The 15,521-nt window shown below is 36.9% G+C and carries 18 protein-coding genes; 15 read left to right on the top strand and 3 right to left on the bottom strand.

Annotated elements, in window-relative coordinates; all coding sequences use genetic code 11:
- Window positions 1-10: 10 nt before the first annotated feature.
- The 4 genes from mnmA to WCS89_01635 all read left to right on the top strand — a co-directional run bounded on the left by mnmA (window position 11) and on the right by WCS89_01635 (window position 4,551).
- Window positions 11-1,105, top strand: a complete 1,095-nt coding sequence (gene mnmA / locus WCS89_01650) for a tRNA 2-thiouridine(34) synthase MnmA (GenBank protein ID MFA6554190.1) — start codon at window positions 11-13, stop codon at window positions 1,103-1,105.
- Between the two features lie 95 nt (window positions 1,106-1,200).
- Window positions 1,201-2,097 (top strand): ATP cone domain-containing protein, encoded by an 897-nt coding sequence (locus WCS89_01645; GenBank protein MFA6554189.1) that lies wholly within the window; start codon window positions 1,201-1,203, stop codon window positions 2,095-2,097.
- 82 nt (window positions 2,098-2,179) lie between these two features.
- Window positions 2,180-2,767, top strand: a complete 588-nt coding sequence (locus WCS89_01640) for a uracil-DNA glycosylase (GenBank protein ID MFA6554188.1) — start codon at window positions 2,180-2,182, stop codon at window positions 2,765-2,767.
- 80 nt (window positions 2,768-2,847) lie between these two features.
- A complete protein-coding gene (locus WCS89_01635) occupies window positions 2,848-4,551 on the top strand; it encodes a carbamoyltransferase C-terminal domain-containing protein (GenBank protein MFA6554187.1) in 1,704 nt (567 codons plus the stop codon).
- A gap of 1,273 nt (window positions 4,552-5,824) precedes the next feature.
- On the opposite strand, the gene WCS89_01630 is transcribed toward WCS89_01635, so the two are convergent.
- A complete protein-coding gene (locus WCS89_01630; protein ID MFA6554186.1) occupies window positions 5,825-6,061 on the bottom strand; it encodes a hypothetical protein in 237 nt (78 codons plus the stop codon).
- 175 nt (window positions 6,062-6,236) lie between these two features.
- Here WCS89_01630 and WCS89_01625 point away from each other — a divergent pair, with 175 nt between their 5' ends.
- The 3 genes from WCS89_01625 to WCS89_01615 all read left to right on the top strand — a co-directional run bounded on the left by WCS89_01625 (window position 6,237) and on the right by WCS89_01615 (window position 7,742).
- Window positions 6,237-6,644 (top strand): cytidine deaminase, encoded by a 408-nt coding sequence (locus WCS89_01625; GenBank protein ID MFA6554185.1) that lies wholly within the window; start codon window positions 6,237-6,239, stop codon window positions 6,642-6,644.
- Between the two features lie 59 nt (window positions 6,645-6,703).
- A complete protein-coding gene (locus WCS89_01620) occupies window positions 6,704-7,219 on the top strand; it encodes a hypothetical protein (protein ID MFA6554184.1) in 516 nt (171 codons plus the stop codon).
- A gap of 73 nt (window positions 7,220-7,292) precedes the next feature.
- Complete coding sequence (locus tag WCS89_01615; GenBank protein ID MFA6554183.1) at window positions 7,293-7,742, top strand: HIT domain-containing protein; 450 nt, start codon at window positions 7,293-7,295, stop codon at window positions 7,740-7,742.
- A gap of 130 nt (window positions 7,743-7,872) precedes the next feature.
- On the opposite strand, the gene WCS89_01610 is transcribed toward WCS89_01615, so the two are convergent.
- Together WCS89_01610 and WCS89_01605 are read right to left on the bottom strand one after the other, a co-directional pair.
- Window positions 7,873-8,265 (bottom strand): hypothetical protein, encoded by a 393-nt coding sequence (locus WCS89_01610; GenBank protein ID MFA6554182.1) that lies wholly within the window; start codon window positions 8,263-8,265, stop codon window positions 7,873-7,875.
- A gap of 341 nt (window positions 8,266-8,606) precedes the next feature.
- Window positions 8,607-8,903: a hypothetical protein gene (locus WCS89_01605; protein MFA6554181.1), complete on the bottom strand. Its 297-nt coding sequence runs from the start codon at window positions 8,901-8,903 to the stop codon at window positions 8,607-8,609.
- Between the two features lie 428 nt (window positions 8,904-9,331).
- Between WCS89_01605 and WCS89_01600 the strand changes: the two genes are divergently transcribed.
- From WCS89_01600 to WCS89_01565, 8 genes are all read left to right on the top strand, one after another.
- Complete coding sequence (locus tag WCS89_01600; GenBank protein ID MFA6554180.1) at window positions 9,332-10,207, top strand: aldo/keto reductase; 876 nt, start codon at window positions 9,332-9,334, stop codon at window positions 10,205-10,207.
- Window positions 10,208-10,287: 80 nt separating this feature from the next.
- On the top strand, window positions 10,288-12,075 hold the full coding sequence (locus WCS89_01595; protein MFA6554179.1) for an alanine--tRNA ligase: 1,788 nt from the start codon (window positions 10,288-10,290) through the stop codon (window positions 12,073-12,075).
- A gap of 13 nt (window positions 12,076-12,088) precedes the next feature.
- Window positions 12,089-13,330 (top strand): MFS transporter, encoded by a 1,242-nt coding sequence (locus WCS89_01590; protein ID MFA6554178.1) that lies wholly within the window; start codon window positions 12,089-12,091, stop codon window positions 13,328-13,330.
- 14 nt (window positions 13,331-13,344) lie between these two features.
- Entirely contained in the window at window positions 13,345-14,115 is a 771-nt protein-coding gene (locus WCS89_01585) for an endonuclease/exonuclease/phosphatase family protein (protein MFA6554177.1), read from the top strand.
- A complete protein-coding gene (locus WCS89_01580) occupies window positions 14,108-14,569 on the top strand; it encodes an NUDIX domain-containing protein (protein ID MFA6554176.1) in 462 nt (153 codons plus the stop codon). Before WCS89_01585 ends, WCS89_01580 begins: the two co-directional genes overlap by 8 nt.
- Before the next feature lie 75 nt (window positions 14,570-14,644).
- Window positions 14,645-14,851, top strand: a complete 207-nt coding sequence (locus WCS89_01575; GenBank protein MFA6554175.1) for a hypothetical protein — start codon at window positions 14,645-14,647, stop codon at window positions 14,849-14,851.
- A gap of 126 nt (window positions 14,852-14,977) precedes the next feature.
- Window positions 14,978-15,175 carry a hypothetical protein gene (locus tag WCS89_01570; protein ID MFA6554174.1) on the top strand — a complete coding sequence of 66 codons (198 nt, stop codon included), beginning with the start codon at window positions 14,978-14,980 and terminating at the stop codon, window positions 15,173-15,175.
- A gap of 9 nt (window positions 15,176-15,184) precedes the next feature.
- Window positions 15,185-15,457 (top strand): DUF3850 domain-containing protein, encoded by a 273-nt coding sequence (locus WCS89_01565; GenBank protein ID MFA6554173.1) that lies wholly within the window; start codon window positions 15,185-15,187, stop codon window positions 15,455-15,457.
- Window positions 15,458-15,521: the final 64 nt, after the last annotated feature.

Here is a 15,521-nt window from a genome sequence, read left to right as displayed (position 1 = left end):
TATTCGAAAGATGAAAAAAGGGGTAAAAAAAGGAAAAGTCTTTGTTGGCCTTTCTGGTGGGGTTGATAGTTCTGTATCTGCCGGCTTACTGAAGCGGGCAGGTTTTGATGTTACGGGTGTTTTCATCAAAGTTTGGCAACCAGATTGGATAGAATGTAATTGGAAGGAGGAACGTTTGGAAGCAATACGAGCAGCTGCTCACCTTGATATTCCTTTTGTTACCTTGGATCTGGTCAATGAATACAAGAAGGACGTCATTGATTATATGGTCAAAGAATATTCTGTTGGTAGGACTCCAAATCCTGATGTGATGTGTAATCGTTACGTAAAATTTGGTGCTTTCTCAAAATGGGCTTTGGAACAAGGTGCAGATTTCGTTGCTACAGGTCATTACGCACAGGTACTACAAAGTGGTGACGCTAATTCCAATTATTCACTACTTGCTGGTACAGACAAAAATAAAGACCAGTCGTATTTTCTTTGGACTCTGAATCAAAAAGATTTACAACATATACTTTTTCCAGTCGGTCATCTCACCAAGCCAGAAGTTAGAAAATTGGCTTTGAAATTCAAATTACCAAATGCAGAAAAGAAAGATAGTCAGGGTTTGTGTTTTATTGGTAAAGTGGATGTAAAGGAATTTTTGTCACATTATATAAAATCCACCTCTGGAAATGTTTTGAATGAAAAAGGGGAAATTATAGGAAATCATCCTGGTGCTTTGTTATTTACAAAAGGTGAACGTCGAGGTTTTACTTTGACGGTAAAAACACCCCATGATGCGCCGTATTTTATTATTGATAAAGATGCAGAACAAAATACCATCACGGTTTCTAATAAAGATGAAAGTGGGATATTACCAAGTACTGATAAACAAATAAGGATTGGTTCTATGAATTGGGTTAGTGGAGAAATGCCTGAAATAGGTAGACCTCTACAAGTTCGTGGCCGTTATAGACAACCACTTCAAAATGCAAAGATCATTTCCGCGAACATTTCCGAAGCAGTTATAGAATTTGAAAGACCACAGGATTCTCTATCCTCGGGGCAATCCTTGGTTATTTATGATGGTGAGAAATGTCTTGGTGGCGGTGTGATTATATAGTTGCGTCATTCCCGCGAAGGCGGGAATCCAGTGTGTTACCACTCGATTTACTAGTTTATGGTTCGTAATAATCCTGGATTCCCGCCTTCGCGGGAATGACGCAACAACAAGATGCTTCCGCTTCCTTTTTCATGTACAATATCGTCATGAACCACTTAATTTCTATTACAAAGTCAGATGGCACAAAGCAATTATTCGAAGAAGAGAAGCTTGTAAGTTCACTTAGACGTGTTGGGGCTTCACCGGAAGCAATTGAAGACGTTGCAGATGAGATCGGTAAAGAGATTGCAGATGGCATGACAACCTCCGAGATTTATAGGAGAGCTTTTGCTTTGCTTCGCAAACATTCTATGCCAGTTGCGGTGAAATATTCTGTAAGAAGAGCAATGACCGAACTTGGACCAGACGGTTTTCCATTTGAGAAGTTTGTAGCCAGAGTTTTCAAAATGTGGGGATATGAAGCCGTTACAGATCAGGTTGTCTTGGGAAAATGTGTGGAACATGAGGTGGATGTCATTGCTTGGAAAGACAATTCTCTAGCTATGGTTGAAGCAAAATATCACAATGAATTTGGTTTGAAGTCGGATCTCAAAGTTAGTCTTTATGTCAAAGCTAGATATGATGATATTTCAGAAAATGAATATGACTATGGTGGAGTAAAAAGAAAACTTACTGAGCGTTGGCTTATAACCAATACCAAGTTTACTGATAAGGCTATCCAATATGGTGAATGTAATAAGATGAAATTGCTTGGTTGGAACTATCCAGATCATGGCAATCTACACGAATTGATTTTTGAAAATAGTTTACACCCTATTGCTTGTCTGACTACACTTACTCGCGATCAAAAGAGAGAATTGGCTGGTCAAAATGTTTTGGTCTGTCTGGATCTCGTAGGTAATCCGGGAGTTTTGAATTCAATAGGTGTAAAGGCAGAAGATCAGGAAAAAGTTTTGACTGAAGCACAGATTGTTATTGAACAAGCGAAATAAGGGTAGATTGATGATTAAGTATTAAAGAATTTGTTGCTAGTAATTACTTAATTTCTAATTTTTAATTACTAATTTCTAAGAAATGACTAAGAAAGGACGAATGAAAGAAATTGAAGAAAAAATTCTTAACCTCAAAGAATCTCCTCTTTACGAATACCGTACAACCAACGGTTTTTTTCCTGTAATAGGTGAGGGAAGTCATGATGCTGAAATAGTTTTTATAGGAGAAGCTCCGGGTAGGAATGAAGCCAAGACAGGTAAACCTTTTTGTGGAGCAGCGGGAAAAGTCTTGGATAAGCTTTTGGAACATGTAAAAATTAAGCGTGAGTCTATTTATATAACTAATATAGTCAAAGATCGTCCTCCAGAAAACCGTGATCCAACGCCAAAGGAAATAGAGATTTACGGACCATTTTTGGATAAGCAAATAGAGATCATTCAACCAAGAGTGGTAGTTGCACTCGGTCGTTATGCTATGGGCTATGTTATGGAGAAGTTTGGTTTAGGATCACAATTGGAACCGATAGGCAAAGCTCATGGGAAGTCTTATAAAGCAAAAGCGAGTTATGGCGATATAGATATGGTGGTGTTGTATCATCCTTGCGTTGCTGTTTATAACCCGAATAATCTGGGTAAGCTCAAGAAAGATTTTGAGGTGCTTATCGGCTAGGTTGGTTATCTGACCGTATGATATTTCAAGATACAGAAATATATTGTATAGTAAAGTATCAATAAAATTCACTAACCACTATGTATCTCGGACTTAATACATATTCACATGATAGTAGTGCTTGTCTTATAGATGAGAACGGAAAAATTATTGCTGCGGTAGAAGAGGAACGTTTTACCAGTAAAAAGCATGAGGATGCCTTTCCTGTGAATTCAATCAAATATTGTCTCAAAGAGGCTGGAATCACTTCTCAGGATATAAAAGGTATAGCCATAGCATGGCATCCAAGAGAGATGTTGTTCATGAGAATGATCAAGGAATTTATCTTTGAATATCATGTACCGTGGAAAGTGTTCAAAAATAGCTTGAGAAAATTCTGGAAGTCACTATTCCTCAAGAGTGATTTTGAAAAATATATTGGGAAGCTCAATACTAATGTGGCTGTAAGATATTATAAACATCACCACGCACATGTCGCTTCAGCATTTTATGCATCAGGATTTGATGAGGCTACATTTTTTACACTTGATGGTAGAGGAGAATACGAAGTTGGTATTTGGGGAAAAATTGATTATAAAAATGGTGTTAATCAAATTGGATCACTTCACCATCCTAATTCTTTAGGGAATCTTTGGGGTGCCGTAAGTGAATATTGCGGGTTTTTACCTGGGTGGGCGAAAGCAGGCACGACGATGGCCTTTGCGGCACTTGGCAGACCAAAATATATGAAAGAGTTTGAAAAAATGATTACATTTAAACCAGAAAATGACTCGAATTGGTTTGTTACAGACACTAAGTATTTTGATAATCGAGATGGAGCTGGACATGTTACGCCAGTGTTTGAAGATTTTTTCGGTGAAAAGTCTTGCGAACATGGACAAGATAAAGAAATCCATAGGGATATTGCTGCAACACTACAGGTATTTACAGAAAAAGTTATTCTTGAAAAATTAGCAGAAGTGTATAAGCGCACCCAGCAATCAAATTTAGTTATGGCTGGCGGTGTTTGTCTAAACTCGGTTGTTAATGCGTTGATTTTAGAGAAAAGTGCATTTAAAGATTTATTTATTCAACCCGCTTCACATGATGCTGGTTTGTCTATTGGATCTGCCTATCTATTACAGCAAGAGTTTAATGTTGGAAAAAAGCCAGGTCAGATGCGCAATGCCTATCTTGGCCCAGAATATTCTGATGATGAAATCATAAATGCTTTAGGGCTTCACAAAGATGAAGTCTCATTTACGAAAGAAGATGCGATCCATGAAAAAGTAGCAACATTACTCAATAATGGAAAGATTGTAGCGTGTTTTCAAGGTAGACTTGAGTATGGTCCTAGGGCACTTGGTTCACGAAGTATTCTTGCACCAGCTGTTGAAAATAGCATGGTTGAAAGACTTAACAAGATAAAACAACGGGAATCTTTCAGACCATTTGCGATCTCTATTCTTGAAGAATACAAAAATGATTGGCTGGTTCATGGTTACATATCACCGTTTATGCTTATTGTTGAATCAATTAAATCAGACCTTAGAGAAAAAGTTCCAGCAGCTCAACATGTTGATGGTACCGTAAGAACACAGACAATAAATGAAAGCGACAACGGTTTATATTTCAAATTATTGAGAGCGTATCATGCTTTGTCTGGTACACCTTTGTTTATAAACACATCTTTCAATATCAAAGGTAGACCAATTGTACTTTCGCCGGATGATGCATTAAAAGCGTTTCTTGAGGTTGATATTGATGTATTAGCGATTGGGTCGTATCTAGTCTCGAGAAAATAATTAGAGATATAGTGGTGTTGTATCATCCTTGCGTTGCTGTTTATAACCCGAATAATCTGGGTAAGCTCAAGAAAGATTTTGAGGTGCTTATCAAGGTGCAACACCTCTAAGATGGAATAGCTGGCGTACAATAGAAAACGTCTCCATGGTAGAGACGTTGGTGATTTGTTCTCAGTGTGGAGTTACCAATCTCCCCACCTGTATATTCTTATCCTCCGTTAAAAACGGCTCTTCAGAATATTCGAACTACACGGAGTAGTATAGTGTTTGATAATGTCCATGTATGCAAACACTAATTGCGTACGCTACTAACTTAAGTAAAACAAGAAAATATTGTAAAGTCAATTTTGATAGGTTCTATGGAGTTTAGTGTGGTGGATAACTAACAAATATGGCCCAACTGATTTGTAGAAGTCATATTCTCAATTCAATAGTGAATTGAGGAACCAACAGATCACGATTAAACTCTTATGCAAAGCTTATAAGTGTCATTTGGCTCTAAATATGGACATTTAATACTTTAAAGTAGTTTTTAAAAGTTTTTGAATAAAATTGCTAAAAATCTTTCACACTAAACTCCATAGAACCTTTTGATAAATAAAAACTCCATCATTGAGATGGAGTGAAAAAGATGAATGCATTGAAAGTGAGCTGTTTCCGACCAGCCTTTGACAACTGGAACCGAGTTGGTAACTCCTGTACGCTAACGGAATCACCAAAGTCGTTGTGTGAACGCATAACAACGTTCTTGTGTTGCGCCTACTACGTTCCAAGAATCAAATTACTACAGATTCTCGCGTCTTACGTTCCTGACGCCAGCACTAACAATGCATTCACTAGAAGTAGTGTAAATTATCATTACATTTAAATCAAGTGAGCTTGTCTGGCAGTCTGCGTTTAGAACTTGGATGAGACTCTATTAAAAGACCCTCGGTTTTATATCTGAGGGTGTGTATCTGTATTTCAGTATTTAGGATTATTTGTGCAAATGTCGCCTCAAGGACTTGTTTTTTGAAAGATGCTCCATTACAGACATTGAGCCTGTCTCAAAATTGAGTGTTATCTGTGTTTGCAGTCGGGCCTTCCTATTCGGTATATTCTGCCAACCCCATTGTAGGAAGAAATCCGTTGCCAGTTTACTATGTAAGTCTTGTTTAATGTTCATAACATATTCTTTCTGTTGACTATTTTATCATAAGTTCTTTGATTGTGTATTTAATGAAAAAACCACCAGTTTATCGGTGGTTTTCATGATCTAAATTTTAATCATGAGTTACTGTGAGTTACAGTATTCTAGTGCATCGTCAAGTCTTGAATCCATTTTTTTAATTTCATCAGGATGAAGTCGTCGAGCTTCTTCCAATAACCTCCCTAGATTCACTTTATCTGGTATTGGAGCCTCTGCCAGTCGCTTGTTAATTTCAGTGACAACGGATTCGGGTTCATATACTTTGCATCGCTCAACGAACTCGACAATTCGCCTATTGTACTTTACTGGTATATCATTCATACGCAACGCACCTCCTTTCTATGATTATTATATACTCTTTTTATTTTTATATCTATTTACTTTTTCATTATTTGATCTCAGAGACACCCGCAGTAATTTGGGTAAGCTTAAGAAGGATTTTGAGGTGCTTATCAAGGTGCAACCTTGATGGTCTTTGTGTTATATTATTAATATCATGAATGTTGACCAGAATTTAGTAGATGCGGCAATTAAATTGCTGAAGAGTAAATTTCCAATTGGATCTGGTGGAGCGGCTGCAATGTATACAAAAAGTGGAAAGGTTCTGACTTCGATAGGTATAGAGGATTCACCTAATGATTCCGTTAATCTCTGTTATGAGACAGGGTGTATTTTAGAGGCTTTAAAATTGGGAGAAGAAATTGTAGCTACTGTTTGCGTATATAGGGAAACTACAAATAGTCCTATTCTAATACTTACTCCGTGTGGAATATGCCAAGAGCGCTTAAGGATATGGAGTGGTGGTATCTTTGCCGCTGTTCCTCAAAAGGGAGATTCTTCTAAGTGGGAATCAAGAACCTTGGATGAATTAGAGCCGTATTATTGGGGCAATGTTCTGAAATAGACCTCAACTTTTTATTGAATTTGATATAATTATTAAGTTTTCATTTCATCAATAAATCCATGAGTAAAAAATATATATGTGACGGAACTAAATATGAGATGGGTGGTCCAAAATTAGATACGATAAGTTTACCTGTTTCTATTAAGGGCATTCCTTTGAAGATAAACATTGAGGGTTATGAATTACAATTAAAATCATCATTTTGGGTCAGTCTCGTTTGTATCGGTAAAATAATTGAGAAGCACAAAATATCTATTCCAGATTTTGTAGATAAGGTCATTGAGGATTTTTGTAATTATACTAGAACAGTGGAAGTAAATTTTTTGAAATATCGTAATGAATTTAGATTTGTCTCACAAAATGAGAGACGAACCATTGTTGCAATGTGCGATATTTCTAATTTAAGAGAATTTTTTGATTTGGTAAACAAAAAGTATAATTTGAATGTTGAATATCAACCAACACATGTGACGGTCTATACCTTGCAACCAGAATTAGGCATCTTTCTATCCGATAGTAATGATTTAGAGAGGCTTACAAAGGTAATTCCTAATCCTGAAGGTGTGAATATATAATAATTTCTTAATTGTAATCGGATACAAAACTTGTTTAACAAAGAGAAAAGGAGGTACAATATATGCAAATAATATGAAGAACTGTATATATTGCACACTAGCACTACCAGAAATACAAGCCAGAAAAGTTGCGGAGAATGATCTTGCAGTAGCTTTTCCGACCAACATTCCTATTACTCCTGGACATATGCTCGTCATTCCGAAAAGATGCGTTGCTCGTTATGAAGATTTGACAGTTGAAGAGAAGAAGGCAATCGAGGAACTTCGGATGAAGATTACCGATGCTTTAAAGAAAGTATTTGGTGCAGAAGGTTTTAATTTTGCTTGGAATGACGGGAAAATTGCCGGTCAATCCATACCACACTTTCATTTGCATATTATTCAAAGGAAACAGGGTGATGTGGGTATTCTTGAATATGATCCTAGGAGATTTATATATAGACCAGGTGAGCGGGAAACTTCTCCTGAAGAAGAATTAATTGCAGTTAGTGAACTTATTAAGAAAGCTGTTACACATTTATGATTACGAAAAATACAGTTTATGTTACATGTTATGTAGATCCTAATGTAGAATATTAAAAAATCGTACAGACTTGAGGTGTGTACGATTTTGAAGAATTTGCATGGTCTAGACTTTTATTGTCAGACACTTGCTAAGTGGGCTTGTAAGAAAAGTTTTCTTTCTTTTCTTTTGATTCGGAGAATTGTTCTGTGTTCTGAGTGAGTCCTTGCCAGAAACTATCCAGATTGGCGGGTTTTAATGAGAATGGAGCTATTATGCCACTGATAATCATTGAACACTTAATTCCGAAGTGCTTCTCAAAGACTCTTGCTAATTCCACGGGTCCCATTTCAGTCTGCAAACAAACCAGTTTGTATTGCTGACCAGCTAGGAAGAATTCTGCAAACCAATCTTCGGCACGGTCATTAATTTTACTAAAGACATCTTTGGGGCTGAAGATCAGACCTTGATGTTTCGAGGTTTCATCTGGTGTGATATTGACTGCGACATGTATCATTTTTTTTGAAAAATATACATCCAACATAATTTATCCTTTTGTTGAGGTTCATAAATTATATTACATGATAATTGGCTGATGTCAACAACGCAGATTTGGATTGATTTCAAGATTATAGTACAATTACTATTGAGATAATCAAATAATGTATCCAGTAGATGGGTCCCACTAACACGTGCAGATGCGTCGGCAGACCGATGATAACAACGTTGTTAAACGATGGCTGGGGCAACTACGCAGGTACGGGAAAACCTAATCCTGCTTATCTTACGTCAGCCGATAAAGCTGGCGTCCTTATTTAATTGTGAAAAATCCTCAACCAGTGACGGTTGAGGATTTTGTGAATCGTTCACTGTGTATCAGTTTAGTTATATTTTGAGACAAGGTTGTAGAAGGACAGGTTCAATCCAAACACAACCGTTTTTTCCTGGCATATTCACAGGTTCGAGCAATGTTTTTACCAGATCGAAATCGGTTGGTATATCAGAGTAAACACGCAAGAACGGTGCATTTTTCCCGCGACGATCGAACGATCGAGAGGGAACTATGGTGACCGCACAATCACCTAACTGACTTGCTGGAAGATTGTTGTTCAATTGTCTCCATATACTTTCGGCAACTTGTTCCGTAATATCTGGTAGAAAACCATGTATTTCAATGTTCATTTTTAGCTCCCGTTTGATTGTTTGTGTTGCAACTAAGCAACGTTGCTATTTATTTTATCTGTTTTAATGATATCATAACTAACTTGACTTGTCAAATACTTCTTTCGACTCTACGAACTTTCGTGTGGTGGATAACTAATGAAAAAGGCGGTGTTAAGCTATGGAATGTAATTGTTCGATAAAGAGAGAAAAAGGTATAATATATTAAGTAGCAATTATAGGTTAATTAAATTATTGATTCTTACGGGGGTGAAATGCGAGAAAGGCTCTACTGCGGGGTGCTATTAGGCCGAGTAAAATCGGAATCGAACGCATTACGATGAAGGAATGCCGCCCTTCCACTCCTATGAGAGTTCGTGATTTGAAAGATAATTATCATCGGTTCTGACATTATTTTAAGTAATAGAGAATGCTACAATACATAAATCATGCAAATCCCTATCAAAAAACTTAAAAATGGTTTTGAAATTCCTGAATATGGTCTAGGTACGTGGCAGATGGGTGGTCGTATGGAAAGAGATATGGCAAATGATGATAAGTCTGATATCAAAGCAATACAAAATGCTATTGATAAAGGTGTTACTCATATTGATACAGCCGAGATATATGCGAACGGACATTCTGAGGAATTGATTGCAACAGCTATTAAAGAGAACAATATAGATCGGGAAAAACTTTTTATTGTCTCAAAGGTCCCCGGAGAACATCAAGGCTATGATGGTACTATCAATGCTTGTAAGCAAAGTCTGAAAAGGTTGAATACTAATTATCTGGATCTATATTTACTGCATGATTATGTTGATGATTTTCCTTTAAAGGATACAATCAAGGCTCTTTGTGAATTGAAAGAACAAGGTCTTGTAAAAAATATTGGCGTATCAAATTTTGGTATTGAACATTTAAAAGAAGCACAAAGTTATAGTAAATATCCAATAGTGTGTAATCAGGTTCATTACAATCTGAGAGTAAGAGAGGTTGAACATAGTGGCTTACTGAAATACTGTCAGGAAAATGACGTTATGATTGTTGCGTATAGGCCAACAGAGAAAGCGAAACTTTTTGATGAGACGCCAGCAATAATTGAAGAGATGTGCAAAAAGTATGGAAAAACTTTTGCGCAGATTTCGATTAATTGGCTGATTTCTCAGCCTAATGTAGTGACTTTAGTTAAGACCAGAAACCCAAATCACCTTGAAGAAAATCTTGGAGCTGTCGGATGGTATATGGAAAAGCAAGATATTGAAAGGTTACGCAATGAATTTCCGAGGCAGGTTATTGCTTCTGATGTAATTAGACTTGGATAATCATCAAGGTCGGGCCTTGATAATTCCGGCTAGGTCGGACCTAGCCGAACCACCCCCATATTTGCTAGTATGTATTCATTATGACTTCTGCCGAAATACGTTCTAGATTCTTGGAATTTTTTAAAAAAAGAGAGCATGCTGTGTTGGAATCGGCTTCTTTGGTGACTTCAGATGAAAAAGGGGTTACCAATCCTACACTTTTCAATACTGCAGGAATGCAACCACTCATCCCATATTTGTTGGGCAAGACACATCCATTGGGCAAACGTTTGGTTGATGCGCAAAAATGTCTTCGCACAGTAGATATAGATGACGTTGGAGATAATACTCACGCTACTTTTTTTGAAATGTTGGGCAACTGGTCTCTAGGAGATTATTTTAAAGAAGAGGCTATAAAATGGAGTTTTCAATTTCTCACTTCAAAAGAGGAAGGACTTGGTTTGGATCCTGGACGTCTATACGTAACTGTTTTTGAAGGTGATGAGAATGCTCCAAAAGATACAGAGGCTTTTGAAATTTGGAAAAAATACGTTCCTGAAAATCGCATATATTTCATGGGTGCCAAGTCCAATTGGTGGGAAGCTGGCGAAAACGGTCCTTGTGGTCCAGATTCTGAAATGTATTACGATGTTACTCCAAAAGGTTTGGGTGATTTGAATAAAGAAGGTTTCATTTCCGCTGATGATAAACGTGATGTTGTTGAGATTTGGAATGATGTCTTCATGCAATATGAGAAGAAAGACGGCAAGATCGTCGGCAAGTTACCGAAACCTTCGGTAGATACTGGTGCTGGTTTGGAAAGATTGGCTATGGTTATACAAGGTGTCAATAATATTTACGATACAGATTTGTTGAAGCCTGCGATGATTAAAATAAGTGAATTACCAAAGAAAGATAGTTACGATTTGAAGTCAGCTAGGATTTTGGCTGATCATGTCAGAGCTTCAGTATTCCTCATTGCTGATGGAGTAGTACCTTCCAATACTGATAGAGGTTATGTTTTGAGAAAATTGATACGAAGGTCAGTCAGACATGCCAACGTTCTCGGTATTGGTGACAATGGCGAGATTGGTCTTATTGCCAAGTCTGTTATTGAGAATTACAAGAATATTTACAAAGAAGTCGTTGAGAAGAGTAATGTTGTAATAGAAGAAATTGCCAGAGAAGAAAAGAAATTCCGAGAGACTTTGAATCAAGGTTTGAAGGAATTTGAAAAGGGTGTTGACGCTTTCACCTTGTTTTCAAGTTACGGTTTTCCTTTGGAATTGACTCTTGAATTGGCGAAAGAGAAGGGAATCACGGTTGATGTAAATGATTTCAATGAAAAATTCAAGAAACACCAAGAACTTTCTCGTTCTGGTGCAGAACAGAAATTCAAAGGTGGGCTAGCTGATGCCAACAATGAAATGGTTGTCCGTTATCACACCGCTACACACTTGTTACACCAAGCTCTTTTTGATGTCCTCGGAAATGGTGTTATGCAAAAGGGTTCAAATATTACTACGGAAAGATTGCGTTTTGACTTTGCTCACACTGCCAAGATGACTGATGAAGAGAAAAAGAAAGTTGAGGATATTGTTAACCAAAAGATTGCTGAGAGATTACCAGTCAGTCAAGTAATAATGTCCAGAGAAGAAGCGGAAAAGACCGGCGCCAAACATTTCTTTGGTGAAAAATATGGTGATGAGATCTCTATTTATTTTGTCGGCAAAGATTTACCATCTGCTTTCTCAAAAGAATTCTGTGGAGGCCCTCACGTAAAGAATACCAGTGAACTCGCTGGTCCAGAAGGTAAGTGGCATTTCAAGATCGCCAAAGAGGAGGCAGTTGCTCAGGGTGTGAGGAGAATAAAGGCAGTGTTGGGGTAAGGAATATTGTTATATGAACAAAAAGAAAATATTTATTTGGAGTCTGTATGATTTCGCAAACTCGATAGTAATGATTGCTTTCTTCTTGTATTTTTCTCAGTGGCTCGTCATAGATCGTGGAATTTCAGATTTTTGGTTTAATGCTACACTTGCGATTTCAAGTCTACTTTTTCTATTGGTTGGACCTGTATTGGGTTCTATTGCCGATAAAACTGGAAACAAAACATCTGGCATAAGGATTACGACTATTCTCACAGCGATACTGTACCTTATTACAGGACTTATAACCGTCTTTATTCCAGAGTATGATATCCTTGCTGCTTTCTTTTTCACTATTGCGTCTAGTGTGTATCTTCTTTCTTTTATTTATTACAATTCTTTCTTAAAAGATATTGCTCCAGCAGAAAAAAATGGATTAGTTTCTGGTTGGGGTCTTGTTGGTAATTACCTTGGTCAGATAACAGCGATTCTTATTTCTTTACCTTTTGCTACAGGAGTTATTACCTTATGGGGAACTCCTGGGAGATCTCAAGTATTTATTCCTGCGACAATCATCTTTTTCTTATTCGCACTTCCTCTACTTATCTCTTTTAAAAAAGATAGCCGTATACCTTTGGTAGTACATATAAATGTTCTCGATGAATACAAGAATGTCTGGAGGGCGCTTGTTAATTTATTAAAAATACCAAATTTGGGACGTTTCTTTCTGGCTTATTTTTTATTTAATGATGCTGTGCTTACTGCTGGGAATAATTTTCCAATATATCTAGAAAGAGTTTTTGGTACAGATGATACTATAAAAAGTTATATTCTTTTGGGTATGATGATTACTTCTGCAATCAGTTGTCCTATATCTGGATGGATTGCAGACAAGATTGGATTTAAGAAAACTTTGATCGGAATTCTTATTGGCTGGATCGTTATGTTTCCACTTCTAGCTTTTGCGAATAGTGTGATATTTGTTGTTTTTGTCGCCGTTATCACGGGCCTTTTGTTTGGTTCTGTATGGACAGTTACTAGAGCGATGGTTATTAAATTTACACCACAAAGTAGTTTGAATCAGTCTTTTACGTATTTCACTCTTATGGAACGCTTTGCTACCTTTATTGGTCCAATCTCTTGGGGATTGATAGTTGCATTGGCTCCTCATTCCGAGGCGTTCAACTATCGCGCGGCAGCTTTTTCTATGACAATATTTGTGGTTGTAGGCCTTTTGATTATAAGGAAACTTCCTGGTGATACTAAGGAGTTGTAATAAGGACTATTAAGATGAAAATAATTTCTTTGAACACTTGGGGAGGTCGAGCTGGTAAGGAAGAATTGACCTCGTTTTTCAAGAAGTATAGAGAAGGAACAGACATTTTTTGTTTACAGGAGATTTGGTCTGCTCCACATAATAGAAATTTTGATGGGCAATTTGCTGGTGGACATGTTCTCAAACACAGTCAGATTATGACTGATGGTATGCAAAATATTTCCAAGTCATTATCTGATCATGTAAGTTATTTCCGTCCACATCTTTGGGACAATTACGGTCTCATGATGTCAGTTGGTAAAGATTTGAAAGTTATAAAAGAAGGCGAATTGTTTGTTTTTAGAGAAAAAGGTCATGTGCCAGAAGGTGATCTCGGTAATCATGCAAGAAATATTCAATTTGTAACTTTAATGATAGGTGAAAAATTAGTTACAGTCATAAATTTTCATGGCTTATGGAATGGTAAAGGTAAGACTGATACTGAAGATAGGATAAATCAATCACAAAATATAATTAATTTTATTAAATCATTGGAAGGTGAATGTATTTTATGTGGGGATTTTAACCTCTTACCAGATACGAAAAGTATAAAGTTATTTGAATCTTTTGGTCTTGTAAATCTGATAAAAGAATACAATATGAAATCTACTAGAACCTCTTTTTACACAAAGCCAGAAAAATATGCAGATTATGTTTTTGTAAGTAAAGGAGTGGAAGTAAACGATTTCAAAGTATTACCAGATGAGGTTTCAGATCATTTGGCTATGTATTTGGATTTTGAGTAAAGAAAATATGATCCACGAAAACACATTCAAGAAAGTTGACTTTAACGGAGCCAAAGGGCTTGTTTTTCTTGGGGACAAGATACTTGTTTATCGTCGAGATAATAAAACAAATAATTGGCCTCTGAATATCGATTTACCGGGTGGTGGTCGAGAAGGAGATGAGTCACCATTTGATACATTTAAACGAGAGGTGAAAGAAGAGTTTGGAATTGATATTGAAAAAAATGAAGTTGAATTTTCATGTACGGTCCAAAGTGTAATTGAACCCGACAAAAAGTCATATTTTATAGTTGTAAAGACTCTGAGATTTAAATCAGAAGATATTGTCTTCGGGAATGAAGGAATCGAATGGATGCTTATAACACCTGCGGAATTTATTAATCGATCCGATTGTATTGAACGACAACAAAAGAGAGTCAAAAGATATTTGGCAGAGGAGCTGGTGTCTGAATAGAATTCAAGAAATGATACCCCCAGGGGGTATCAGAATGCGATTTTATGATATTATAATCCCCAGAAAGATTACTTTATGAAAATGACAGTAGCATCGTTTGCTTCTCGGTTAGAGAAAACTTATGATCCGGAGTTACTTGAAAAATTCCGCAATAAATTTCCTAGTCTAAATTGGGAAATTACTTCAGATGAAGGTTTTAGGGTGGTTGGTGAGTTGTTGCATGGCGAGGGTCAAAACCAGCTTGATTTAGGGTCGTTGGCGTTACCGACCAATGCAAGGTGAAATGCTTGTTTAAGATTATAGCAACACACCCCCTCATACATTTTTGTGATGAGGGGATTTTTTATACTTCTGACAAAAATTGCGGTACTATTGCATTAAGATTATTTAAGGGTGTAGAATACCAATATGGAACCTATAAAAGCCCCCAATTTAAGCCTTCTTACTAAAGCTCATGAGTATAAATGGGTGGCTTTTTCTCTAGATTACAAAAAACTCCTTGCTGTTGCCGAGTCACTTATGGGTCTAAGAAAAAAGGTCGGAAAGACAGAAGCGGTTGTTATGCATGTACTGCCTGCTGATGTTAGCTACGCTCCGAATGTTTGATAAATCCAAATGAAAAAAATCCCAAAGAAAACTTGGCCGGAATATTTTCAACAGATATATGAGGGTAAAAAGACTTTTGAATTGAGATTGAATGATTTTGAGGTGGAAGAAGGCGATATTCTTGTCTTACAGGAATGGGATCCAAAGACAAAAAAGTATACGGGAAGGGAAATTGAAAAGAAGGTTGGTTATGTGGGTAAATGGAAGATTGAAGAATTGGAACAATTTTGGCCTGAGAAAGAGATAAAAGACAGGGGTATACAGGTCATTTCATTGAAATAATTAATCAGTCTGTTTTGGTAATATCCTGGATTCCCGCCTTCGCGGGAATGACAACAGAAAAAGT

It is taken from the genome of Candidatus Paceibacterota bacterium (assembly GCA_041666915.1).
Classification (GTDB): Bacteria; Patescibacteriota; Minisyncoccia; order Phycocordibacterales; family PALSA-1337; genus C7867-002.
Note: the sequence above shows the minus strand (reverse complement) of the source record. Positions and strands in the feature narration are given on the sequence as shown.

What these genes read in the sequence shown, in the direction of transcription:
- mnmA (MFA6554190.1), top strand. Translation starts at nt 11, where the DNA reads ATGAAAAAAGGGGTAAAAAAAGGAAAAGTCTTTGTTGGCCTTTCTGGT.
- WCS89_01645 (MFA6554189.1), top strand. Translation starts at nt 1,201, where the DNA reads ATGACGCAACAACAAGATGCTTCCGCTTCCTTTTTCATGTACAATATC.
- WCS89_01640 (MFA6554188.1), top strand. Translation starts at nt 2,180, where the DNA reads ATGACTAAGAAAGGACGAATGAAAGAAATTGAAGAAAAAATTCTTAAC.
- WCS89_01635 (MFA6554187.1), top strand. Translation starts at nt 2,848, where the DNA reads ATGTATCTCGGACTTAATACATATTCACATGATAGTAGTGCTTGTCTT.
- WCS89_01630 (MFA6554186.1), bottom strand. Translation starts at nt 6,061, where the DNA reads ATGAATGATATACCAGTAAAGTACAATAGGCGAATTGTCGAGTTCGTT.
- WCS89_01625 (MFA6554185.1), top strand. Translation starts at nt 6,237, where the DNA reads ATGAATGTTGACCAGAATTTAGTAGATGCGGCAATTAAATTGCTGAAG.
- WCS89_01620 (MFA6554184.1), top strand. Translation starts at nt 6,704, where the DNA reads ATGAGTAAAAAATATATATGTGACGGAACTAAATATGAGATGGGTGGT.
- WCS89_01615 (MFA6554183.1), top strand. Translation starts at nt 7,293, where the DNA reads ATGAAGAACTGTATATATTGCACACTAGCACTACCAGAAATACAAGCC.
- WCS89_01610 (MFA6554182.1), bottom strand. Translation starts at nt 8,265, where the DNA reads ATGTTGGATGTATATTTTTCAAAAAAAATGATACATGTCGCAGTCAAT.
- WCS89_01605 (MFA6554181.1), bottom strand. Translation starts at nt 8,903, where the DNA reads ATGAACATTGAAATACATGGTTTTCTACCAGATATTACGGAACAAGTT.
- WCS89_01600 (MFA6554180.1), top strand. Translation starts at nt 9,332, where the DNA reads ATGCAAATCCCTATCAAAAAACTTAAAAATGGTTTTGAAATTCCTGAA.
- WCS89_01595 (MFA6554179.1), top strand. Translation starts at nt 10,288, where the DNA reads ATGACTTCTGCCGAAATACGTTCTAGATTCTTGGAATTTTTTAAAAAA.
- WCS89_01590 (MFA6554178.1), top strand. Translation starts at nt 12,089, where the DNA reads ATGAACAAAAAGAAAATATTTATTTGGAGTCTGTATGATTTCGCAAAC.
- WCS89_01585 (MFA6554177.1), top strand. Translation starts at nt 13,345, where the DNA reads ATGAAAATAATTTCTTTGAACACTTGGGGAGGTCGAGCTGGTAAGGAA.
- WCS89_01575 (MFA6554175.1), top strand. Translation starts at nt 14,645, where the DNA reads ATGAAAATGACAGTAGCATCGTTTGCTTCTCGGTTAGAGAAAACTTAT.
- WCS89_01570 (MFA6554174.1), top strand. Translation starts at nt 14,978, where the DNA reads ATGGAACCTATAAAAGCCCCCAATTTAAGCCTTCTTACTAAAGCTCAT.
- WCS89_01565 (MFA6554173.1), top strand. Translation starts at nt 15,185, where the DNA reads ATGAAAAAAATCCCAAAGAAAACTTGGCCGGAATATTTTCAACAGATA.